Source organism: Kitasatospora sp. NPDC101447 (genome assembly GCF_044767225.1).
GTDB lineage: Bacteria > Actinomycetota > Actinomycetes > Streptomycetales > Streptomycetaceae > Kitasatospora.
This window is the reverse complement of the sequence record NZ_JBIWNL010000008.1, coordinates 1-20,953: the sequence shown is the minus strand read 5'-3', so window position 1 is coordinate 20,953 and position 20,953 is coordinate 1. Positions and strand designations below refer to the sequence as shown.

Sequence of the window (20,953 nt, the reverse complement as noted above, 5' to 3'; positions counted from 1 at the left end):
CCGGTTCGCGAATCCGAGATGCCGGGAGGCCGCCCCTGTGGGTGGCGGCCTCGTGTGCCTTCCCGGGGCCTCGGCGTCCGCCCGGTCGGGGGCGTCCTCGCTGCGCGGGCCGGCAAGCGGCGGCCGGGTCGGTGCGATCGGAGGCGTCTGTGAGCGGGCCGGTGTGGCAGACCGCGATGAGGTACGGCGGGCAGTCGTACGGATGGACGAGTACGACGTTGTGGCGGACACCGGGAACCCGGCTGTTCCTGACAGCGGCCAGTGCCCAGCGTTGCCGGGTGATCGTGGGGAGCGGAAAATGGGCATGGGAAGTGTGCCTCGGGAAGGATCTTCCGATGACTTGGCGAATCGAGGGGACGTATTTCGAGAACTGCAACTGCAACATGGTGTGCCCTTGCTCCACCTCCGGATTGACGGCTCCGGCGGACTACGACCGCTGCCATGTGCTCCTGGCCTTCCACATCGGTTCCGGTCAGGTCGATGACGTCGACGTGAGCGGCCTGACGGTCGCCGTCGTGGCCGACACGCCGCCGCTCATGAGCGAGGGCAACTGGCGCATGGGCATGTTCATGGACGAGACGGCCTCGCCGGAGCAGGCCGAGGCGCTCGGGGCGGTCTTCTCCGGTCAGCGAGGTGGCCCGATGGAGGGGCTCAGCCCGCTGGTCGGCGAGATGCTCGGGATGGAGGTCGTCCGGATCGACTACGTCGATGACGGCCGGCGTCACCGGGTGAGGATCGGCGACGCGGTCGACATGGAAGTCGAGGACTTCGTCTCACCTCTGGACGCGACCGGCAAGGGCATCAGGGTCAGCGGGGTGGGCTTCCCGGCGGACACCCTCGCGGCCGGGGTCGCGACCAGGTCGCGGGTGAACGCCTTCGGTCTCGTGTTCGAAAACGAAGGGAAGAACGCCTTCTCGGCGCCGTTCTCCTGGGCGGCCTGAACGTCGCCACCGCTTGCTCGACGGACCGTAGCCCCGGCGAGTCGGCCTGGATGGCCGCTCTGGCGCCGTGTTCCTGGAGAGGACCCGGCGCCATGGCAAGGCGCTCATGGGGCAACCAGCAGCCCTGGCCGGGCCGTTCTCAGTCCGAGTTCGGGACTGTCGGTGAACCGGCCGGACTGCGTGACGCCGAGTGCGCGAAGGTGCGACGGTAGGCGGTGGGGGTGGTGTCCAGTGCGCGCCGGAAGTGCAGCCGCAGGTTGGCTGCCGTGCCCGGCCCGCAGTCCCGCGCCACCTGCTCCACCGAGCGGTCCGTGGTTTCCAGCAGTTCCCGCGCCCTGCCGAGCCGGGCGTTGAGCATCCACTGCAAAGGGGTCGTGCCCGTCTCGTCGGTGAAGCGGCGCATGAAGGTGCGCTGCGAGAGGTCCGCGTGCCGGGCGAGCACGCGCAGTGTGAGCGGCTCGCCGAGCCGCTGCAGGGCCCATCCGCGGGTACCGGACAGCGATGCCCGGGTATCGCGGAACGCCGCGGCACTCTGTGCGTGCTCGTCCGCGAAGGCGTCGCGCTCGACTTCGGCGGCCCGCTGGGCGCCGACCACGTCGACGCCGTCACCGACGAGCAGGCCGACGCCGTGCACGCGGCCTATCCACGGCTGGACATGATCCGCTCGCTCACCGACGCGATCGTCGCGCAGGCCGCGAAGAACCCGAAGAACGCACCCCGGTACGCCAGCCCCGGCGAATTCCTCCGGGAACGCGAGACCTTCGGCCGGACCCGGCTGGAGCACGCCTGCCGTTCGTCCCGCTGGGGCAACTGATCCCAGGACTCCACGACCCACGACCCCGTCAACCACGAGCAAGGAAGCACTGCACATGACCGTCCACACCGTCGCGGTTCCCGCGGACAACCCGGTCTTCGGGCAGACCACCAGCGCCTTCGCAAGCTTCGGCTATTCCGCCGCGGTCCGCGCGCACGGCCTCCTGTTCATCGCCGGAACGATCGGTCGCCGAGCCGACGGAACCATCCCGGACACCGTCGAAGAGCAGACCGAGATCGCCGTCCGGAAGATCGAGGAGATCCTTCGACTGGAGAACCTCGACACGTCCGCCCTCGTCGACGTCACCAGCTACCACGTCGACATCCGCCGGCACCTGCCCGGCTTCGTCGAGGCCAAACAGCGCCTCGTCAAGGCGCCCTACCCGACCTGGACGATCATCGGGGTCAGCGGCCTCGCCAGCCCGGGACTCCTCGTCGAGATCCGCGCGACCGCCGCGTATCCCGACGCGTCCCGGTAGACCGCCGCTCCTGGGCCCGCCTCCGGGCCCAGGAGCCCGGCCGGACCTGCGCGCTCAGCCGCGGAGCCGCACCGGCAGGCGCGTCAGCCCCCGCAGCATGGTGCTCGGCCGCCACACGAGGTCGGCCGGGTCGGCGTCGAGGGCGAGACCGGGGTGTCGCTCGATCAGGGTGCGGAGCGCGATGGCGGCTTCGACGCGGGCGAGCGGGGCGCCGAGGCAGTGGTGGATCCCGTGGCCGAACGCGAGGTGCCCGGCGGGTTTGCGGTGGAGGTCGAACCGGTCCGGGTCGGGGAAGTGGCGCGGGTCGCGCGAGGCCGCCGCGAGGGAGACCAGGACGCTGTCACCTGCCGGGACGGTGGTGTCGCCGATCCGCACCGGTTCGGTGGCGAAGCGGAACGCGGTGGACTCCACCGGGCCGTCGTGGCGGAGCGTCTCCTCGATGGCGGCGTCGACGAGGCCGGGATCGGCGCGTACGGCGGCGAACTGCTCGGGGTGGGCGAGCAGGGCGAGGACCGTGCCCGAGATGAGGTTCACGGTGGTCTCGTGGCCCGCGACGAGGAGGAGGAATGCCATCCCGAGCAGTTCCTCGGCGGACAGTCCGTCGGCCGGCGCGGAGACGAGCGCACTGAGCAGGTCCCCGCGCGGGTCGCTCCGGCGTTCCTCGATGAGCGCGGTGAGGCGGTCGGTCATGGCTCCGACCGCGGCGCCGGCGGCCTCGGCGGAGCTGGGCGCGACCAGCTCGGTCGACCAGGCGTGGAAGCCGTCGCGGTCCGTCTCCGGTACGCCGAGCAGTTCGCAGATGACGGTCATCGGCAGCGGCAGTGCGTACGAGGCGACGAGGTCGACGGAGCCCGCGGCGGCGGGCAGCGCCCCGAGCAGCGTGTCGGCGATCTCCCGGATGCGCGGGCGCAGTGCCCGGATCCGGCCGGCAGTGAACTCCCGGGCGACCAGCCCGCGCAGTCGGGTGTGCCGGGGCGCGTCGCTCTGGAGCATGTTGACGCCGATGGCGTGGCCGCCGTCGTCGGCCCACGAGGAGGAGTGCCGGATGTCGTTGCTGAGCCGGGGATCGGTGAGCGCGGCCCGGGCCTCGTCACGGGCGACGACCAGCCACGCCTCGCCGGACCCCGGGACGAGCACCCGGTGCACCGGCCCCTTCGCGCGGAGCGCCGCGTAGACGGGGTACGGGTCGGTGGTGACGTCGAGGCCCGCGGGGGCCAGGTCCTGGAGCGTCGGAGCAGGCATGTGCGTCCCCTCTGGAAACGGGGAGGGATCCCCGGATGTGGGTCGACCCTATCAAAACGGGGATTCCTCCCCACTTCTGACCGGTGACTGGATCACCGTCCGCCGCCGGCCCGTCGCCGCGACGATCGACGGAGCCTCCCGGGATGACGGAAGTCGAGGACGGACCCGACAGCAGTCAGATGACTGATTCCGTGCGCATGCCGGTCCGTCAGATTTGGAGCCGCGGCCGAACCGGCCGACGGCGCCCGCAGCGCCGCTCGTACTCCGGTGGTGCGCTGTCGGTCAGGCCCTCGGATCTCCGGCAACCCGCCGCCGATGGTCACCGGGCGTCGCGGACGAGTGAACCCTTCCGACTCACACCTCAAGGAGGAGCAGGGCTGTGCGTTCCATCACCGGTCCAGTGACGGCACCCATTGCGTCCGGGCGCTTTCCCCTGCTCGGCCACCTGCCGCAACTGGCCGTCAAGCGGGTGGAGTTCCTGCAATCGGTCAGGTCACAGGGCGACATCGTCAGGATCTTCCTCGGAACTCGACCGGTCTTCGTCCTGAACTCACCGGAGGCCGTCCACGACGTCCTCCTGACCCAGAGCAGGAAGTTCGCCAAAGGCCTGCTGTTCGACGTCGCGCGGCCCTTCATCGGCAACGGCATCATCACGTCCGAGCGGGACTTCCACCGTCGCCAACGGCGCGCGCTCCAACCGGCCTTCCACCGGGACAGCATCGCCGCGTTCGTCGGCACGATGACCGACATCGCCGAGGAGCAGGTGTCGGCCTGGCGCCCGGGCGAGGTGATCGCCATGGATCTGGTGATGCGCCGGATGATGACGGTCATGCTCGTGGCGACCCTGTTCAGCACCGAACGCCCGGACGGTGCCGCGGCCGTCGCCGAACTGGGGGAACAGGTCGCCGAGCACCTGACGACGGTGATGCGCGGGGTCTTCGTGGGCACGGTGCTGCCCGCGCCGATCGCCTCCTCACCGGCGTTGGGGCACCGCAAGTACCTGGCCGCGGCGGCGGCGCTGGGCGAGCTCGCGGACACCGCCGTCCGGCAGGCCCGGCTGGACCCCACCGACCGCGGAGACCTGCTGTCGATCATGTTCGCGGGCACGCCCGGGAATCCGCAGGGGATGACCGACGCGGAGGCCCGCGACGAGCTGCTGTCCCTGCTCATGGCCGGTGCCGAGACCACGTCGACCACCCTGTCCTGGGCGCTCCACGAACTCGGCCGGCGGCCGGAGATCACCCGGCGGATCAGGGCCGAGTGCGACGCACTGCCCGAGGGCGCCCTGCCCGGCGCCGCGACGCTCCCCTTCACCGATCGGTTCCTGCGGGAGGTGCTCCGGCTGCACCAGCCCAACTGGCTGCTCATGCGGCGCGCGCTGGAGCCGGTGCGGGTCTGCGGAGTCGAGCTCCCACAGGGGGCCGAGCTGGTCTACAGCGCGGTGACGATGCACCGGGACCCGGCGTACTACCCGGACCCGCTGCGGTTCGACCCGGACCGGTGGCTCGGCCGTACCGAGAAGGACCTTCCGCCGGGAGCCTACGTCCCGTTCGCCCTGGGCAACCGGAAGTGCATCGGCGACCACTTCGCGATGACGGAGATGCTGGTCGTCCTCCGCTCGATCGTCTCGCGGTGGCGGCCCCGCCCGGTCGAGGGGCACCGGGTCCGGCCGGTGGTCCAGGCGCTGATCCGGCCCGATGCGCTGCCCATGCGAGTCTCACCCTGGCCGGCCGACCGCACCGGCCCCGTTTCCCCGGAGTGCACCACACCATGACCTCGACGCCAGAGCCCTCGTCCGTGGATCCGGGGCCACCGGCCCCGGCACCGGCGCCGGATCCCCTCCCCTTCCCGCACCGGATCAGTTCGGACTTCCGGGCGGCCCACGACCGTCACCTCGTCTGGCCGAAGTCCTTCGGCCTCCTGACCTCGGCGGCGGCGGAGGCCCACCACCTCAAGGGCCAGTTCCCGCTGATCGCGGCCATGTTCTATCCGAACGCGACCGGAAGCGAACTGGACATCGGAGTCGACCAGCAGAGCTGGTACTTCCTCTTCGACGACGCACTCGACGAACAGTGGGGCCGGTCGCCCGAGCGGGTCCGCCACCTCGTCGGACTCGTCAAGGAGGGCACCACCGGCGAGGTGGCGCCGCTGCCCCTGGCCGGTGCCTTCGCCGACATGCGGCGGCGCAGCTGCCGGGACATGCCCGAGGACTGGATCCGGCGATCGGCGGCCCACTGGGCCTCCTACCTCGACCACCACGTCCACGAGGCGCGCAGCCGGCAGACCGGCACGCCCCTGTCGCTGAGTGCGTACCTGCGCATCCGGCGGCACACCATCGGCGTGGCACCGGTCATCGACCTCGCCGAGCGCCTGTCCTCGTGCGTCCTGCCGGACCACCTGTACGCGCTGCCGCACCTGTCGGTCATGCGCGAGATGACGAAGACCTTCATCATCTGCGACAACGACATCGTCTCCCTCGGCAAGGACGCGGCACTGGGTGAGCAGAACAACCTGGTGCTCTGCCTGGAACGGGACCACGGGCTCTCCCGGCCGGAGGCGATCGACCGGGCCCTCCGCCGCCAGGCCGACGCCCTGGAACTGTTCACCGGTGCCCACCGGGCCCTGCTCGGCGACACGGCGACGGGCCACCTCGACCCGGCCGGACGCGACCTGCTCCGGCGCTACTGCACGGATGCGCTGCAGACCACCATCCGCGGCGCCCATGACTGGCACCACGCCTCCACCCGGTACCGCGGGTAGCGGGCGGCGTCACCGCTCGGCGTCCTTCGTGGCCTCCGAACGGGACCGGACCTGCGTCGCGGTTTCACGAGGTGGTGAGCGTGGCCAGGGCGTCCTGGGCGCAGGCGGTGGCGGCGGCTTCGGCGTCGGTGGGCGGGATGTCCTTCAGGGTGAACCCGGACAGGGTGTGTGCTTCGTAGCGGATGGTGATGAGCGCGTTGCGCTGGAGCACCACGAGGTCGACGTGGCCGAAGCCGCTGATGGTGGTGTAGAGGAGGGTTGCCTTCTCCCCCAGGCCGGGAACGGCGTGGTCGTCGGTGATCTTCATGCCGGCGGTGGCCGCCAAGGTCCGGTCGCTGGACAGTGTCTGCTGGTAGACGCGGTCGGCGAGCCAGGACACCGCCGGCGACCGCCCCCGACGGCGACCGCTCAGCCGGCGCAGCTGTAGCCGAAGGTGGTCGACCCGCTGAGCCGCTGGGGGGCCAGGACCTCGACGGTGGCGGTCGCGCGCAGGGTGCCCGGGCCGTCGAAGGTCCAGCGCAGCACCAGGTCCACCCGGCGCTCGCCGGACTGCACCGGCTGCACGAGTTCGCCGGAGGACGTCCCGTCGCTGCGCAGCCAGCGGTAGCGGATGGTGCCGGGGTTGCCGTTCGTGGTGACCGACGCGGTGAGGACGGCCGTCCCACCGCAGGTCGGTCCGGCCACCGGGGCGGCGGTGACGGAGACACCGGTGAGGTCGAGCGGAGGATCGACGTGGCAGCGGGTGAGCAGCACGGCCAGCAGGACGAGCAGGACGGCGGCCCAGACCAGCCAGCCGAAGGCCCGGCGTCGGCGGGCCGGCGGTACCGGCCCTCCGGTCGACGCCGGGCCGCGCCACACCGCGGCGGCCTGCGGTGGCACGCCGGGGCCCATGCGGCGCAGCTCCGGCGCGGGCGTGGGAGGTGCGGCAGGTGCGGAAGGTGCGGGAGGTGGAGGTACGGAAGGTGCGGGGGCCGGCGGGGCGGGGGCGGGGGCGGAGTCCCAGACGGTGGGGTCCAGGAAGGTGGCGCTCTCGTGGTCGTCGTCTGCGAGTGCGGGGGGCGGCTGCACGGGGGCGGGCCGGGCGGGGGTGGTGCCCCAGACGGTGGGGTCGAGGAAGGTGGCGCTCTCGTGGTCGTCCGGGGCGGGTCCGCCTCGGACGACCGGTGGGGTGCGGCCGGGCGCGCCCGGGGAGAGGCGCTCGGTCGGGTCCTGGTCGGGTGCGGATCCGGACGGTGGCACGGGGAGACCTCCTGGGACGGTGGCGTGCGGATCAGCCGGGCTCGTGGCAGGACGGGGAGTACAGCTCCCGGTAGGCCGTCGGGGTGCTCCCGGCCGCCGGTGTGGTGGACACCCGGACGCCCCACTGGAGGCGGCTGTCGCCGGTGCCGAACTGGTGGCGGACGGTCAGTGTGGCGCGGCCGGTGCCGAGTTTCACGATGTCGGTGGCGACGGTCTCGCTCGGGAACGCGGGCGCCGAATTGTGCATCCAGCTGAGGACGAGCGTGGCGCCCGGCGGGCCGGAGGCGACCACGGTGACGGTGGCCTGAATGCCGTAGCCGCCGTCGCAGGCGGTCGAGTCGACGTTCACCGACGCCACCCGGACCGGCGGCGGGGTCGTGGTGGGCGGCGTGCCGGCCGGGGGCGTGGTGGGCGGGGTGGAGCGGCTCGGAGGGGGGCTGGTCGGGGCGGTCCGGGGCGGTGGCGGCGGGGGCGCGGCGGTCGTGGGACCGGTGGGCGCACGTGACGGCGTGGGGGCGGGCCGCCCGCTGGGGCCGGGACCGGGGCCCGGGCCGGGGCCCGTCGTGGGGGTGGGGCCGGGCGCCGGGTCGGTGGTGGGCGGGCCGGAGGGGGAGGGCGTGGGGGAGAGGGTCGGCGAGGGCGAGGGCGACGACGAGCGCGAGGGAGAGGGCCGCCCGGTGGGGGAGGGTGTCGGGCCGGGCGGCGGGGCGCTCGACCGGGTCGGGTCCAGGGAGGTGGTGATCCAGGGCATCGGACTGCCCGTCAGCGTCCGCTCGCCCCGGTCGGTGACGCCGGCCAGCGCGACCCCGCCGATGACGGCCAGCGCCAGGCCGCCGGCTACCACGCCCACCGTCAGCCGGGCCCGTCTTCGCAGGAGCGGTCGCCGTACGGCGGTGGGAGCGGTGGGAGCCGAGGGGCCGGCGGGCGCGACGACGGCTCCGACGAGCCGGGTGTGCGCGAGCGCCGTCGTCCCGGCGGGCGCGGGGCCGCCGGGGCCCCGGGGCAGCAGCAGGGCCAGTAGGGCGACCAGCGCGGCGAGGTCCTCGTGGCCGCGTTCCTCCCACCGCTCGCCGTAACCGGCCGTCGCGGCCCGGTCGAGCAGCCGGACGAACTCGGCCGCGCCGGCCGGCCGGTCCTGCGGCCGTTTGGCGAGCCCGGCCAGGACCAGCGGGCGGACGTGGTCGGGCACCAGCTCGTCGGGGATCCGGGACTCCTGGTGCTGCACGGCGAGCGCGCCGATCGTCCGTCCGGTGAAGGGCCGCTCGCCGGTCAGGCACTCGAAGAAGGTGACGGTGGCCGCGTAGACGTCGGCGGCGGGCGAGGCCGGGGCGCCGGCCCACTGCTCGGGCGCCAGGTAGGCGGGGGTGCCGGAGACGTCGCGGTCGGATCCGCGGGGGACGGCGATGCCGAAGTCGACCAGCTTGGAGGTGCCGTCGGTGGCGACCAGGACGTTGGCGGGCTTGTAGTCCCGGTGCACCAGCCCGGCCGCGTGGGCGGCCGCCAGCCCCAGGAGGGAGCCCTTGAGGACGACCAGCGCCGCCTCGGGCGTGGTCGCCCCCTCCTCCTTGAGCAGCGTGCGCAGCGAGACGCCGTCGACCAGCTCCATCACCAGGGCCGCGTGCGGCCCGCCCTCGACGTACTCGTAGAGCCGGGTGACGTACGGGGAGTCGAGCCGGGCCAGCGTCTGCGCCTCGGTGCGCAGGGCGGGGCCGGCGGCCGCGTCGTGCAGGTACTTGATGGCGACGGGCGTGCCGGTGAGGTCGTGGTGGGCGAGCACCACGCGACCGGCGGCTCCCGCGCCGAGCTCCCGCAGGTGGGTGTAGTCCGGCAGCTGCCAGTCGCCGGGTTCCCGTACCGCCTCGTCGTCCATCGCCGACCCCCACGCCTCGTCCCGTCCGGTGGCCGCCGACCGGACCGCGGCCGCTGCGACCGACGCGGCCGCGCAGGCCCGGGGTTCCCCCGTGCGGCGCCGTCCGAACCGCCGGTGCGGCGGGGCAGGCACGGGCGGGGACGTTCCCGCAGGCAGACCGCCCTGCCGGATCGGCCGGCGATCGGAAACACACGGGCGCACGGGGGAGTTGTGCGCCGCCGTGGCCCGCGCCGGGGGCGCCGCCGCACCCCGGGCCCGGTGACCGGCCGCACCCCGGGCCGGTCGCCGGGGCGGGCGCGCGGCCGGGTCGCGCTCCTTCCCCCGGAGCACCGCCTGCCGTCGTCCGTCGCGGTGTTGCCGTCCTGCCTCGGACCGCTCCGGAGATCTGTCCAGGCTGCCGCGTCGTCAGGCGCCCGTAATCGGCCGCGGACGGGTGTGCTGTCGCCCGGCCGGCCGGGGTGGACCACCCGTAGTGCCGACTCCCGGTGGTGCGCGTGCCGGACCCCGCTTCTCCTGGAAGGGCATTCGGCAGCCGACGGCCGGCCGCCCACCCGAGGAGGAGCGATGGCGGCGACCCCACCCGAGCCCGGCGCAGGCGAGCCCGGCCCGGGCGAATCCGGCCCGGGCGAATCCGCCGGCGGCGGGGAGCACGCGGGTCCGTCTGAGCCGTCCCCGACACCGCCTCCTGCCCCCGACCGTCCCGCGCCACCGCCTGCCCCCGACCGTCCCGCGGCACCGCCTGAACCCGGACGGCCCGCGGCACCGGCGGCCGGGGACGCGGACGAGCTCGCCCGGCTGCACGAGCGGATTGCCGTGCTGGAGGCCGCCCCGAAGAAGCGGGAGCACCACCGCTGGCGGACCTCCGGTGCGGTGGTGCTGATCGTGATCGCCTCCCTGCTGTCCCTGCTGTCCGTGCTGGCGGTCTGGACGTCCGACTTCGTCGGCAACACCGACCGCTACGTCCAGACCATGGCACCGCTGGCCACCGATCCCGACATCCAGCAGGCCGTCACCAACCGCGTCACCACCGTCGTGCTCGACCAGATCGACGTCAACGCCCTGGTCAAGCAGCTCTCCGACGCCGCCGCCGAACAGGGCGTGCCGCAGAACGCCGCCAATCTGATCAACAATCTGAGCGGGCCGATCAAGAGCGGCCTCACCCAGCTGGTGAGCACCGTCGTCAACAAGGTCGTCACCAGCGACCAGTTCGCCACCCTGTGGGTCGACGCCAACCGGCTCATCCACACCGCCCTCGACAAGGCACTGACCGGCAAGGGCGGCGGCGCAGTCGTCCTGGAGAACAACCAGGTCTCCATCGACATCGCACCGATCGTCGCCAAGGCGAAGGACGAACTCGTCAACGCCGGCTTCGCCCCGGCCGCCAAGATCCCCGACGTCCACACCAACTTCGTGGTGTTCCAGTCCAAGGACATCGGCAAGGTCAGGACGTACTTCCGGCTGCTGGAGATCATGGGGGCCTGGCTGCCGGTCGTCACCGTGCTGATCGCGGCGGGCGGCGTGTTCCTGGCCGTCAACCGGCGCCGCGCGCTGATCGGCGCCGCCGTCGGGGTGGCGCTGGCGATGCTGCTGCTCGGCCTCGTGCTGACGGTCTTCCGCTCGTTCTACCTCGACCACCTGCCACCGGGCGCCAACCAGGCGGCCGCGGGCACGTTCTACGACACCCTGATCCGTTTCATGCGGGCCGGCATCCGGGCGGTCGGCGCGGTCGCCGTGGTCACCGCCGTCGGCGCCTTCCTGATCGGCCCGTCCCGGCCCGCCGTCGCCGTCCGTACGGCCTGCCGGCGCATCCTCGGCTCGCTGCGCGACGCGCTGTACTCGCTCGGCATGAAGCTCGGCCCGGTCGGGCCCTTCGTGCACCGCTTCAAGCGTTGGATCGGCGCGGCGATCCTGCTGATCGCCGCCGTGGTCCTGGCCACCTGGTCCTACCCGACCTGGGCCGTGGTGCTGTGGATCACCTTCTTCGTGGTCCTCGGCTTCGCCATCCGGGAAGTCCTCGACACCGGCCCCGGCGGCGACCGCGCACCACCCCCGGCAACCCCCGGCGCACCACCGCCCGCCCACGCGTGACCGCCCGCCCCACCGGGCCCGGGCCCGCCGGCCTCTCCGCCGGCCACTCCGCTGACCACGGCGGCCGGCGTCGGCTTCGGCGAGGCCGGAACCTCCCACTCGCCCAGCAGATGATTCAGCCGGCCTTCCGGCCACACGGCGCCACTCCTGCCCCGTTCGGCCCCGCGGGGTCCTGCTCGGTGTCGCCGCCTCGCCCCCGTCGTCGCCTCCCGTCCGGGCCTCTGTCCGATGCCCGTTCCCGCTGCGCGGCAGTTTTACGGCCGTAAAACTGCCGCCCGGTCCGGCGCCGTCCTGGGCGCCGCCCGCCGCCGTCCGCGTGGCGCCGGGGGAGTACCGGCGCCGGTTGCGGACCGTCCGGGGGTGAACGGACGACGGACGCCCGCGGTCCGGGGGAGCGCGGGCGTCCTGGGTACCTCAGCGGTGCCGCGTCAGCGGCGGGCGCCCCGACGGCGGGCGATCACCAGCGCGCCCCCGCCGACGGCGAGCAGCGCGGCCCCACCGGCGCCGTAGACGATCATCTGGCTGCTGTTGCCACCCGTGCTGGCCAGGGTGCTGGCCGGCGTGGTCGAGACCGGATTGGCGGTCGGCTTGCCGACCGGGCCGGTCGTGTCCGCCGGGGCGGACGGCGCCGGCACGGCCGGGGCGGTCGACGGCGTCCCGGTGGTGGACGGCGCCGACGGCTTGGCGGTGGTGGAGGGCGAGGCGGTGGCCGTCGCGGTGGCCGTGGCCGAAGGCGTCGTCGTGGCGGTGGGCGTCCCGGTCGGGTGCAGGGTCGCGGTGGCCGTGGGCGACGCCGAGGAGGTCGGCACCGGGACGGTCGGCGTGCCGGTCGGGGTCGGCGCGCAGGCCTTGCCGCCGTTCCAGGCCGAGATCAGGTTGTCCGGGAAGACGCCGTCCGGGTACCTCGGCGCGGGGTTGGCGACGCCGTCGAACTTCTTGTCGCCGTTGTACAGGTCGATCTGGCCGTAGCACTTCGGCAGGTGGGCGGAGACGTCCAGGGTCGCCTGGCGGTTCCCGCTGCGCAGCGTCGTGGTCGCCCAGCCGAGGAAGGTCTGCTTGCCCGAGGTGGCCCAGGTCGGCCCCTGGGTCTCGTAGGAGGCCAGCGAGACCCGGTAGTCGCAGCCGTCCGCGACGTCGCCGGCCAGGCGGACCTGGATGACGCCGTGCGGCTGGGACATCCGGCCGTCGGAGATCCAGCCCTTGCCGCCGTCGACGGAGAACTCGACGCCGACGGCGCCGCACCCGTGCTCGGAGTGGGCCTGGGCGGTGCCGGCGGTGAGCAGCGGAGCGCCGACGGCTATGCCGAGGGCGGCGAGGGCCGGAAGGCTCCGGCGCAGGAGTTGGTGCACGAGGAAGCTCCCTAGGAGTTGTACACGGTTCGGGTGGGACTCACCGCTCTCCCGGTGGCGATCCGGACGGAACGTCACCGGAACTGAGCGGACGTGAAACCGTGACCGTACCCGATGGCTCCGCAATCCCGGCCCCGCCCCCATGCCGAACAGGCCTTCGCCGCCCTGCAGGAGGCGATCCAGGCCCGCCCGGCCTGCTCGGGCCCCATCTCCACCAGGCGTGACGAAGCACGCCTCCACCCTCGCCGCGGGTGCGGGTGCGGGCGTCGGTGACGAAGGCGGCGTGGATCCGGCCGGTGTCGAGCAGGTGCTCGCGTCCGCGCCTCACCGCGGGCTTCTCCGTGCCGGGCACCGGGGCGGTCTGGCGGAGGGCTTCGGGGAAGGTGGCGGTGATGGCGGGGCCGGCTTGCGGTGAGGTGTCAGGCCTTCGCCCGGCCGGCCTGCGGCAGGGCCACGAACTCTGCCAGGCCCTCGGCCTGGAGCCGGGTCAGCCACTACCGGGCCTGCCTGATTCCGGCGGAGCCGCCGTGGAACGGGGGAGGAACGCGTCGGTGGCCGCGCGCTCCGCTGTGGTTGGCGGGTCCAGAGCGAGCGGGCCCGTGCCGCCAGGAGATCCGGGCCCGCCTGGTGCTGCCCGTCCCGGCTACGCGCGAGCACGTCTGCGTCCCGGATGATCCCTGGTCGGGTGCTGCGCGCGACGTATGACGCGGTGAACAACGGTCGGCGCGTGTGGCCTGAACGGGCAGGGCCTCCTGCTACCGGGTCGGGGTCGGGGCTCCGGACGCGACGCCGGTGGCATTCGACCTGCGGACCTTGACCTTGGCCTTGGTCAACCGCGTGAGCGCGGCCGTGACCTCGGCGGCCTGAGCGTCGGTGAAGGCGGTCTTGAGGATGGTCGCGGAAACGGGCGCTCCGCCCGGTCTCTTCACCAGGATCGACCAGGCCAGGGGGGTGTCCGTGGCTCGGGTGACCGACGTCCACGGAAACCTCAACTCCCCGGACACCGTACGGATGACAGCCTCCTGATCGGTCATCGCGACCGATGTGGGACCCGCCTGGCGCTGGGCGGCACGGGCGGCGAGCTTCTTGGCGACCACCGTGATGTTCTGGACCTGGATCAGACAGGCGATGAGCGCGGCGATCGCGAACAGGACGCCCCCCGCAGCGAGGCAGAGCAGTGCGAGCAGCAACCACACGCCGGCGACGGCCCAGCGAATCGCGGGTGCGGGGAAGTTGGCCCTCACCGCAGTGGCGAGCTCCTCGGGTGCTGCCTCGTACTCCACCTGGACGTTCATGGTCGTTCCTTTGTTCGGGAGGGAGGGCACATCATGGCCGGGGTACAGCACTCGGCACAAACGCGATGTGGCAGCCCCACAACCCCGCCCCCCACGACGAGCGGCAGAAGGCCCGGGAGGAGAAGGCCAAGATTCTTCTGCTCTCCCGCCAGGCCCGCCAGGCCACTGCGTGCGACGCGGTGGGTCACCCGATGGTGGGAGGGCCCGGCGAAGACGGCCCCCCGCCCTCCTCGGCGCCAGGGCACTCCCCGCTCCGCGGGCGTCGACCGGCAGGAAGGCAGAGGCGCGGCTGGAGCACCAGGGCCTGAGCCGCTGCTGACCGATGACCAAACAGCCTGATCGGACCGGCCGACAAGCCGGGAAGGTCGGCCGGTCGACTGACTAGGAGGGCGGTGTGCCGGTCCCGTCCGGATCGGCCGCCAGCGTTTCCCAGAACGTGACGTAGCTCTGCTCGTGAGCGATGCCGAGCGTGATCAGCCGGGTGCGGGCCGGGGTGTCCGGGGCGTCGGGATCGAGGCGGTCGCGAAGCTCTTGGTAGGTGTCCCGGGATCGCCGGTGCTGCGCGGCCTGGGCCGCCGCGAGCTCCGCGACCTGGCCCGGCGCGCCCAGGTCGGCGAAGGTCAGCTTGAGCAGGGCGGGATTCCGGGTCTCCGGCTCGGGCGTCGCGGGGTCGGCGAGCCAGTCCCGGAGCGCACGCCGGCCGGCGTCGGTGAGGTGGAACACCCGGCGTCGGCGGCCGTGGTCCTCCGCTGCCTCGCGCAGCAGCCCCAGCTCGGCCAGGCGGGGCGGGTCGCGGTAGAGCTGGGCGTGCGGGATGGGCCAGTAGTGGCCGACGGATCCCTCGACCTTGGCCTTCAGGTCGTACGGCGTCATCGGCCCGTTCCGGGCGATCAGCCCGAGCACGACGAGTTGCGACGGCGTCAGGTCCTTCGCCATGGCGTTTCCTCCCTCACTTTACCAATTGACACCATATCACTGAGACCATTACCGTCATCGCGCTGCAACCATATCAATGAGACTATGGAGTCGTGGAGCCGTGATGCGCCTGCACCCCGAGATAGCCGACGTCCTGGACGGCGTCCCGCCCTTCGACCCGCTGGCCGACCCGGCGGCCACCCGGGCCTACCTGCGGTCACTGCTCGCCGCGAAGCCCCCGGCGAACGACCCACGCATCACCGTGCGCCACACCGCGATCCCCGGCCCGGCCGGCGACCTCACCGTCCGCATCTACCAGCCGACCGAGGCGACGGGCGCGCGCCCCGGCATCCTCTACTTCCACGGCGGCGCCTTCATCTCCGGCGACCTCGACACCGGCGACGGCAACTGCCGCGACCTCTGCCTGGCCGCGGGCGCGGTGGTCGTCTCCGTCGACTACCGCCTGGCCCCCGAACACCCCTACCCCGCCGCCTTCGACGACTGCTACGCGGCCCTGTGCTGGACCGCCGCCAACGCCGCCCACCTGGGCGTGGACCCCACCCGCCTCGCCGTCGCCGGCCGCTCCGCCGGCGGCGCACTCGCGGCGGCCGTCACCCTCGCCGCCCGCGACCGAGGCGGCCCCGCCCTCGCCTACCAACTCCTGCTCGTCCCGGCCCTCGACGACCGCTGCGCCCACACCTCCGTCGACGAGTGCACCGACAACCGGATCGTCGACGGTCGCGTCGTGCGCAACATGTGGAAGCCCTACCTGGCCTCCACCGAAGCCGACCCCTACGCCGCCCCCGCCCGCGCCGAGGACCTCAGCGCCCTCCCGCCCGCCTACCTGGAGATCTGCCAGGCCGACGCCCTCCGCGACGAGGCCCTCGTCTACGCGAACCGCCTGATCGCCGCCGGCATCCACACCGAACTCCACGTAGTCCCCGGCGCTTTCCACCTCTTCGAGGGCTACGCCCCGACCAGCCGGCTGGCCCGCCGCGCCACAGCCACCTGGACGTCCGCGGTAGCGGCAGCGCTGACCTGAACCATCGACGTCGATGGGGTCGGCGACGTCTGCGGCGGTGAGCTCTGTCAGCGTGAGGACGCCTGCTGCGGCCGGTTGCACCCTCTGCCCCGCCCCGGCTGCGCCGTCTTCACCCGGCCCGCCCTTCCCGGCCGTTGCCGTCATCGCCCCGCTGCCCTGCCGCGCCGCGGGCTCCGGTCCCGACAAGGCTTCGAGGCGGTCCGTCCCGTGGGGGCCGAGCCCCAGCTCCTCCTTACGAGACCGCGGCTTTCCAGACCCACGAGGTGACGCGCGGCCGGTCAGCGAGCTCGCCCCGGCCGGTGGACCACAGCAGGACCTGGACAGGGTCACCAGACGGAGCATCAGGGAACAACCGGCTGAGCACCGCGGCACAGAGATCCTCCGGGGGCCGCCACGGAATCCCCAGCCCCTGGGTGATGTCATGCGTGTGAAGGAGCGTCTCCGCGACCCCCATCGCGGCGAACCCTGCCGGATCGCAAGGCCCCCAGTGCCAAGCGCGATCATCGGGTGCGGCTGCGGCGACCGCAGCACTCAGCAGCCTTCCGCAGGCGGTCACCACCCTGAGCACCTCATGCACCGGGGCGTCGGCGTCGACGGCGAGGTCAAAAGGCAGATAGGTGTCCGTCGGACGGGCCGCCAACTGCCCGGCATAGGCCAGCAGGTCGTGCGCGACGTGCGCGGCGGTCTGCCGGCAACTCCACTCCAGCGACCCCGCGCGGGCCTGCCAGTCCGCGGAACCGTGCGGGCCGAGGACCCGAACCATCTCGTCCACAGCCCGGTCGACGTCTCGACTGTCGATGCCATCCATGCCATCCATCCCATGATCGTCGCAGCGTTGGCAGCCATCAACAAGCGCAATCCGGCCTGACGAAAACCGCCCGGACGCGACGGTCACCTCGGGCCGGGCGGTCGGCGTCGGACCGGTGGGTGGGGCGGTGGTGTTCTTCGGCGAGGTGGTCGAGGGTGATCGCGTCCGACGATGCCCTGGTGATCCTTTCGGTGCCGCCCCCCAGGGCCGATGCGCCCGAAGCCTGTACCGTCCTGGACAGAGCACGTCGACTGGGCGGCGAGCATGGCCATGACCGCCGGGGAGGGCCCGTGGCGCATTGTTCGTCGGACGACAGCACTGGCGGCAGGAGGAGCGCGGCAGCAATCTCGCCTCCGAGACCGGCCTCGGCCAGCTGCGGCCGATGTGGCGGAGCAATGTGCCTCGCCAGCAGAGTTGCGGAGACGCCGGACGTGTGGATGGTCGACCGACCGTAGGCCGGGACCCCGCCGGGGTCGCCGCCTGCTGCCGGCGAATCTCCGACTCAGGTCACTGGTCGGCGTTGCCGGATCGTCAGGACCGGCCGGGGAGGTTGGCTTCCCATCCGTCGAGGAGTCGTTCGAGCCCCAGTTCAAACCCGCGTTCGGCGCTGTCGGCCGCGTGGGGGAGCTCGGCATCACGAATGACCCGGGTGAGGAGTGGGTGGCGCCCGTCCTTGACGACCTTGTCGAGGTAGGGCTTGTGGGCGTCCATCCATTCCTGGACGCCGACTCCGGAGCGTCGGACGGCTTCCTGTTCGGCGAGCTCGCCGATGGCGTAGCCGCGGACGAAGGCCTGCAGCGTCTTGACGATGGTGATCATGACGTCGATGTCGAAGCCGAGGGGATCGAGGGCGGCGAGTGCGTGTTCGGTGGCATCGAGGGAGTTCGGTCCGAGTGATGGGCGCCCTGCTGCGAGGGAGGTCATCCAGGGGTGCCGGTGGATGGTGGCTCGGGAACGACGGGCCAGGCTTCGCAGGTCGCTGCGCCAGTCGCCGGTGGGGGCGGGCGGACCGCCGTCTTCGGCCGTCACGGCGTCGAGCATGAGATCGAGCAGGTCGTCTTTGGACGCCAGGTAGCGGTAGAGCGAGGCTGTGCCCGTTCCCAGTTCCTTGGCGACGCGCCGCATGGACAGTGCCTCGATGCCCTCGGCGTCGGCGATCGCGATGGCGGCGCTGGTGATCTCCGCCCGGGTGCGTGACGGCGCGGGGCCTTTCGCGGCCCGCTCCGGCCGGTTCCAGATCACGGTGTGAGCGTCGTCCATGGATGTTCCTCCTCGCTACTGCGCTCACTGTTCGCAGTAGTGCTACTGTGGCGTTGTTACTGCGAACACTGTATCGCGGTAGAGCGGTGTCCAAGCGAAGGGAAACCACCATGACCACTCCCGTCACGATCGTCGGCGCCGGGCTCGGCGGCCTTACCCTCGCGCGGGTCCTGTACCTGCGCGGCATCCCGGCGACCGTCTACGAAGCCGAGACATCGGCGGACGCCCGCCCCCAGGGCGGTCAGCTCGACATCCACGAGTACAACGGGCAGCTCGCCCTCGAAGCGGCCGGCCTCACCGACGAGTTCCGCGCGATCATCCACGAAGGCGGCGAGGCCCTGCGCGTGCTCGACCAGCACGGCGCGGTACTGCTCGACCAGCCCGACGAGGGCACGGGCGGTCGCCCCGAGGTTCTCCGCGCAGACCTGCGTCGGATCCTGCTCGACTCGCTGCCCGACGAGATGATCCGATGGGGACACAAGGTCACCAGTGTCCGCTCCCTCGGAGACGGAAGGCACGAGCTGGCCTTCGCCGACGGGCCGACCGTGACGACCGGCCTCCTCGTCGGCGCGGACGGCGCCTGGTCGAGGATCCGGCCGCTGCTCTCCGACGCGAAGCCCGAGTACGTCGGCACGTCGTTCATCGAGACGTACCTGTACGACGCCGACGAACGCCACCCCGCCGCGGCCAAGGCCACCGGCGACGGTTCCCTGTTCGCCGTCACGGCCGGCAAGGGGATCCTCGGCCATCGAGAGGCCCATGCCGTTCTTCACACCTACGTCGCGCTCACCAAGCCGCAGGAGTGGATCGCCGCCGTCCTCGCCAGCCCCGAAACGGCGGCGGCCCAGGTCGCGGCAGAATTCACCGGATGGGCGCCGGAGCTCACCGCACTCATCACTGACGGTGAAACCGCCCTCGCCCCGCGCCCGATCAGTGCCCTGCCGATCGGCCACCGCTGGGACCGCGTTCCCGGAGTGACGCTGCTGGGCGACGCCGCCCACCTCATGTCACCGTTCGCCGGGGAGGGAGCCAACCTCGCCATGTTCGACGGCGCCGAACTCGGCAAAGCCATCGCCGCACACCCCGACGACATCGAAGCCGCCCTCGCGGAGTACGAGCAGGCTCTCTTCCCCCGCAGCGCCCGGTTCGCCGCCGAATCCGACAGGAACCACCGGCTCATCTTCGGCGACAACGCCCCCGCCGGCTTGCTCGACCTGCTCACCGGCCTGGAGCCGACCGAGTGAGCAGGGCCCCGGAACCGCGATCGTGAGCCGCAGGCGTCGGTCTGGTCACCCCCGCGGCCGGCACCCGCACGGACAAGCCGCTGCTGACGTCGGAGCAGATCGCCGCCGCGCCGCCCTGCCTCCCGCCGGGGAGTGCGTACTGCGGCCGGACGGCGCCGACTACGACGACGTTCCGCCCATGGCCAGCGCGGGTCGCGCCAGAGCGCGCAGCCAGGCGTGGGCGTGGGCGGTGTCGTAGCGCTGATGTCATGACAGGTATATCAGCGCCGAAGGTAGTTCGAACGGGATGGGGAGCACGACCAGGCCCAGGTCGGCGACCGCTGACCGCGTGGTGGCTTCGGGGACGGGTCACCGGTCCACAGGCCGGCCATCCGGTCCGGAGTCGCGGGGGTGGAGTCGCTGTCGCTGGGGTCGGATAGGTTGCCCGGATGAATGACACGGACCCGCTGGTGCCCGTCCTCGCCGGACTTGTCGTCGACGTTCTCTGGTTCCTCGACAGCTGCGAGGACGACGAGGTCGACCCTGACTCCGCGGTGAAGATGACGGAGAGCGTGAGCTGGGTGCTGGGGCGGCTGCCGCAGGACCAGCGTGAGCGGTTCCTGACGGTGCTGGCGGACCTGGCCGGGGCCGAGCAGGACCCGGGCCGGCGGGGGTTCTTGGAAGCCTTCCCCTTCTCCTGCGGTCTTGTCGAAGAGGAGCGCAGGGACTCAGGTCGAGCCGATGCCTGACCAGGCGGATGTGCCCGGTGGCAGGCTGTGGGTCTCGCTGCGGCGGATCGGCTCGGCGCGATCGCGCTCGCCCTGGTGGCCGCGGACTGACAGCAAATCACCGTCTGTGAACCGACCGGCCGTCGCCGCAGCGCTGAGTGCGTGGTCGACGTCGGCGGTCCCGTAGAGCTTGGCGAGCGCGACAACGTCGGCCATCTTCGCCCTGATGCGGCGGACACCGGTTGCCGCGGCCTCGACCAGCCGGGCCGCCGTCCTGCTCGTCCACGGGACGTTTCGGGCCGACAGCTGACGGTCGAGCCGTGACGGTCACCCTGCCGGGCTTACGGGTCCGGTAGGACGACCGCCGGGCGGAGACGGGGACGATTGCTCCTTGGGTGGTGTTCTGACCGCACGTTGTGGTGACGCGAGGCGAAGCGGTTGCCGGTCTCGACGCCATGGATCAGATCGGCTGGTGCTCCAGATCGCGGTTGATCGGCTGCCAGTTGCGCGCCGACACCACGTAGGGGTGCTCGGCCCCGAACTGCCGGATCAGCATGGTCAGTCCGAGTGACCGCAGGGAGTCGGCTTCGGTGTTCCTGCCCAGTTTCCGGAGGGTGACGGCCAGGTTGGTAGTGGAGAGCGAGCGATCCGGGTGCTGCGCCGAGTAGCGCTCGCACAGGCCCTGGTGGGCGGCCCGGCCGAGTTGTTCGGCGAGCGCCAGCTGCCCGTCGTCGCCGTAGGCGTTGGCCAGGTTGATCATCGCGTTGAGGGTGTACGGGTGCTCGGGCCCGACCGAGCGCGTCAGTCCCTCGACGGTGAGCCGGCCGCGTTCGATGGCGCCCTGGACGTCGCCGCTGCCGCGCAGGTAGATGCCGAGGTTGTTGGCGCAGGCCAGGGTGAA

General features: G+C 72.6%; 20 protein-coding genes and 1 pseudogene. 9 read left to right on the top strand and 12 right to left on the bottom strand.

Annotation, left to right across the window (positions count from 1 at the left end):
- The first annotated feature begins 278 nt into the window (after positions 1-278).
- Complete coding sequence (locus ACIRST_RS14145; RefSeq protein ID WP_402802462.1) at positions 279-941, top strand: DUF1326 domain-containing protein; 663 nt, start codon at positions 279-281, stop codon at positions 939-941.
- Positions 942-1,080: 139 nt separating this feature from the next.
- Here the strand turns inward: ACIRST_RS14145 and ACIRST_RS14140 are convergent.
- A pseudogene (locus ACIRST_RS14140) lies at positions 1,081-1,437 on the bottom strand (helix-turn-helix domain-containing protein); the annotation flags it as partial.
- 42 nt (positions 1,438-1,479) lie between these two features.
- On the opposite strand from ACIRST_RS14140, the gene ACIRST_RS14135 reads away from it, so the two are divergent.
- Complete coding sequence (locus ACIRST_RS14135; RefSeq protein ID WP_402802759.1) at positions 1,480-1,755, top strand: hypothetical protein; 276 nt, start codon at positions 1,480-1,482, stop codon at positions 1,753-1,755.
- 55 nt (positions 1,756-1,810) lie between these two features.
- Positions 1,811-2,233, top strand: a complete 423-nt coding sequence (locus tag ACIRST_RS14130; protein ID WP_402802461.1) for a RidA family protein — start codon at positions 1,811-1,813, stop codon at positions 2,231-2,233.
- Positions 2,234-2,287: 54 nt separating this feature from the next.
- Here the strand turns inward: ACIRST_RS14130 and ACIRST_RS14125 are convergent, their stop codons facing one another.
- Complete coding sequence (locus ACIRST_RS14125) at positions 2,288-3,475, bottom strand: cytochrome P450 (protein ID WP_402802460.1); 1,188 nt, start codon at positions 3,473-3,475, stop codon at positions 2,288-2,290.
- A 400-nt stretch (positions 3,476-3,875) separates the two neighbouring features.
- Between ACIRST_RS14125 and ACIRST_RS14120 the strand changes: the two genes are divergently transcribed.
- A complete protein-coding gene (locus tag ACIRST_RS14120; RefSeq protein WP_402802459.1) occupies positions 3,876-5,249 on the top strand; it encodes a cytochrome P450 in 1,374 nt (457 codons plus the stop codon).
- Entirely contained in the window at positions 5,246-6,235 is a 990-nt protein-coding gene (locus tag ACIRST_RS14115; RefSeq protein ID WP_402802458.1) for a pentalenene synthase, read from the top strand. Before ACIRST_RS14120 ends, ACIRST_RS14115 begins: the two co-directional genes overlap by 4 nt.
- Before the next feature lie 64 nt (positions 6,236-6,299).
- Here the strand turns inward: ACIRST_RS14115 and ACIRST_RS14110 are convergent, their stop codons facing one another.
- The 3 genes from ACIRST_RS14110 to ACIRST_RS14100 are packed head-to-tail and all read right to left on the bottom strand — an operon-like array spanning position 6,300 to position 9,344.
- A complete protein-coding gene (locus ACIRST_RS14110; RefSeq protein ID WP_402802457.1) occupies positions 6,300-6,614 on the bottom strand; it encodes a hypothetical protein in 315 nt (104 codons plus the stop codon).
- 29 nt (positions 6,615-6,643) lie between these two features.
- Entirely contained in the window at positions 6,644-7,474 is an 831-nt protein-coding gene (locus ACIRST_RS14105; protein ID WP_402802456.1) for a hypothetical protein, read from the bottom strand.
- Positions 7,475-7,505: 31 nt separating this feature from the next.
- Positions 7,506-9,344: a serine/threonine-protein kinase gene (locus ACIRST_RS14100; RefSeq protein ID WP_402802455.1), complete on the bottom strand. Its 1,839-nt coding sequence runs from the start codon at positions 9,342-9,344 to the stop codon at positions 7,506-7,508.
- Positions 9,345-10,157: 813 nt separating this feature from the next.
- Here ACIRST_RS14100 and ACIRST_RS14095 point away from each other — a divergent pair.
- Positions 10,158-11,432: a hypothetical protein gene (locus tag ACIRST_RS14095; RefSeq protein WP_402802454.1), complete on the top strand. Its 1,275-nt coding sequence runs from the start codon at positions 10,158-10,160 to the stop codon at positions 11,430-11,432.
- 428 nt (positions 11,433-11,860) lie between these two features.
- On the opposite strand, the gene ACIRST_RS14090 is transcribed toward ACIRST_RS14095, so the two are convergent.
- The 3 genes from ACIRST_RS14090 to ACIRST_RS14080 form a co-directional block, all read right to left on the bottom strand.
- On the bottom strand, positions 11,861-12,781 hold the full coding sequence (locus ACIRST_RS14090) for a hypothetical protein (protein ID WP_402802453.1): 921 nt from the start codon (positions 12,779-12,781) through the stop codon (positions 11,861-11,863).
- Between the two features lie 755 nt (positions 12,782-13,536).
- On the bottom strand, positions 13,537-14,076 hold the full coding sequence (locus ACIRST_RS14085) for a hypothetical protein (RefSeq protein WP_402802452.1): 540 nt from the start codon (positions 14,074-14,076) through the stop codon (positions 13,537-13,539).
- Between the two features lie 381 nt (positions 14,077-14,457).
- A complete protein-coding gene (locus ACIRST_RS14080; protein WP_350524484.1) occupies positions 14,458-15,012 on the bottom strand; it encodes a PadR family transcriptional regulator in 555 nt (184 codons plus the stop codon).
- A 103-nt stretch (positions 15,013-15,115) separates the two neighbouring features.
- Between ACIRST_RS14080 and ACIRST_RS14075 the strand changes: the two genes are divergently transcribed.
- Positions 15,116-16,033 carry an alpha/beta hydrolase gene (locus tag ACIRST_RS14075; RefSeq protein WP_402802451.1) on the top strand — a complete coding sequence of 306 codons (918 nt, stop codon included), beginning with the start codon at positions 15,116-15,118 and terminating at the stop codon, positions 16,031-16,033.
- 232 nt (positions 16,034-16,265) lie between these two features.
- Here the strand turns inward: ACIRST_RS14075 and ACIRST_RS14070 are convergent, their stop codons facing one another.
- Together ACIRST_RS14070 and ACIRST_RS14065 are read right to left on the bottom strand one after the other, a co-directional pair.
- Positions 16,266-16,850, bottom strand: coding sequence for a maleylpyruvate isomerase N-terminal domain-containing protein (locus ACIRST_RS14070; RefSeq protein ID WP_402802450.1), 585 nt, complete (start codon positions 16,848-16,850; stop codon positions 16,266-16,268).
- Positions 16,851-17,372: 522 nt separating this feature from the next.
- Positions 17,373-18,101 carry a TetR/AcrR family transcriptional regulator gene (locus ACIRST_RS14065; RefSeq protein ID WP_402802448.1) on the bottom strand — a complete coding sequence of 243 codons (729 nt, stop codon included), beginning with the start codon at positions 18,099-18,101 and terminating at the stop codon, positions 17,373-17,375.
- Positions 18,102-18,211: 110 nt separating this feature from the next.
- Here ACIRST_RS14065 and ACIRST_RS14060 point away from each other — a divergent pair, with 110 nt between their 5' ends.
- Both ACIRST_RS14060 and ACIRST_RS14055 read left to right on the top strand, forming a co-directional pair.
- Complete coding sequence (locus ACIRST_RS14060) at positions 18,212-19,345, top strand: FAD-dependent oxidoreductase (RefSeq protein WP_402802447.1); 1,134 nt, start codon at positions 18,212-18,214, stop codon at positions 19,343-19,345.
- A gap of 428 nt (positions 19,346-19,773) precedes the next feature.
- Positions 19,774-20,073, top strand: coding sequence for a hypothetical protein (locus tag ACIRST_RS14055; RefSeq protein ID WP_402802446.1), 300 nt, complete (start codon positions 19,774-19,776; stop codon positions 20,071-20,073).
- Here the strand turns inward: ACIRST_RS14055 and ACIRST_RS14050 are convergent.
- On the bottom strand, positions 20,053-20,268 hold the full coding sequence (locus tag ACIRST_RS14050; RefSeq protein WP_402802445.1) for a hypothetical protein: 216 nt from the start codon (positions 20,266-20,268) through the stop codon (positions 20,053-20,055). The genes ACIRST_RS14055 and ACIRST_RS14050 overlap by 21 nt on opposite strands.
- 244 nt (positions 20,269-20,512) lie before the next feature.
- The coding region (locus ACIRST_RS14045; RefSeq protein ID WP_402802444.1) for a tetratricopeptide repeat protein at positions 20,513-20,953 on the bottom strand (441 nt) is incomplete at its 5' end.

Excerpts from the sequence above, each read along its gene's own strand:
- ACIRST_RS14050 (WP_402802445.1), bottom strand. The coding sequence starts at position 20,268 with ATGGCCGACGTTGTCGCGCTCGCCAAGCTCTACGGGACCGCCGACGTC.
- ACIRST_RS14085 (WP_402802452.1), bottom strand. The coding sequence starts at position 14,076 with ATGAACGTCCAGGTGGAGTACGAGGCAGCACCCGAGGAGCTCGCCACT.
- ACIRST_RS14070 (WP_402802450.1), bottom strand. The coding sequence starts at position 16,850 with ATGGATGGCATGGATGGCATCGACAGTCGAGACGTCGACCGGGCTGTG.
- ACIRST_RS14075 (WP_402802451.1), top strand. The coding sequence starts at position 15,116 with ATGCGCCTGCACCCCGAGATAGCCGACGTCCTGGACGGCGTCCCGCCC.
- ACIRST_RS14115 (WP_402802458.1), top strand. The coding sequence starts at position 5,246 with ATGACCTCGACGCCAGAGCCCTCGTCCGTGGATCCGGGGCCACCGGCC.
- ACIRST_RS14055 (WP_402802446.1), top strand. The coding sequence starts at position 19,774 with ATGAATGACACGGACCCGCTGGTGCCCGTCCTCGCCGGACTTGTCGTC.
- ACIRST_RS14060 (WP_402802447.1), top strand. The coding sequence starts at position 18,212 with ATGACCACTCCCGTCACGATCGTCGGCGCCGGGCTCGGCGGCCTTACC.
- ACIRST_RS14100 (WP_402802455.1), bottom strand. The coding sequence starts at position 9,344 with ATGGACGACGAGGCGGTACGGGAACCCGGCGACTGGCAGCTGCCGGAC.
- ACIRST_RS14065 (WP_402802448.1), bottom strand. The coding sequence starts at position 18,101 with ATGGACGACGCTCACACCGTGATCTGGAACCGGCCGGAGCGGGCCGCG.
- ACIRST_RS14125 (WP_402802460.1), bottom strand. The coding sequence starts at position 3,475 with ATGCCTGCTCCGACGCTCCAGGACCTGGCCCCCGCGGGCCTCGACGTC.
- ACIRST_RS14130 (WP_402802461.1), top strand. The coding sequence starts at position 1,811 with ATGACCGTCCACACCGTCGCGGTTCCCGCGGACAACCCGGTCTTCGGG.
- ACIRST_RS14080 (WP_350524484.1), bottom strand. The coding sequence starts at position 15,012 with ATGGCGAAGGACCTGACGCCGTCGCAACTCGTCGTGCTCGGGCTGATC.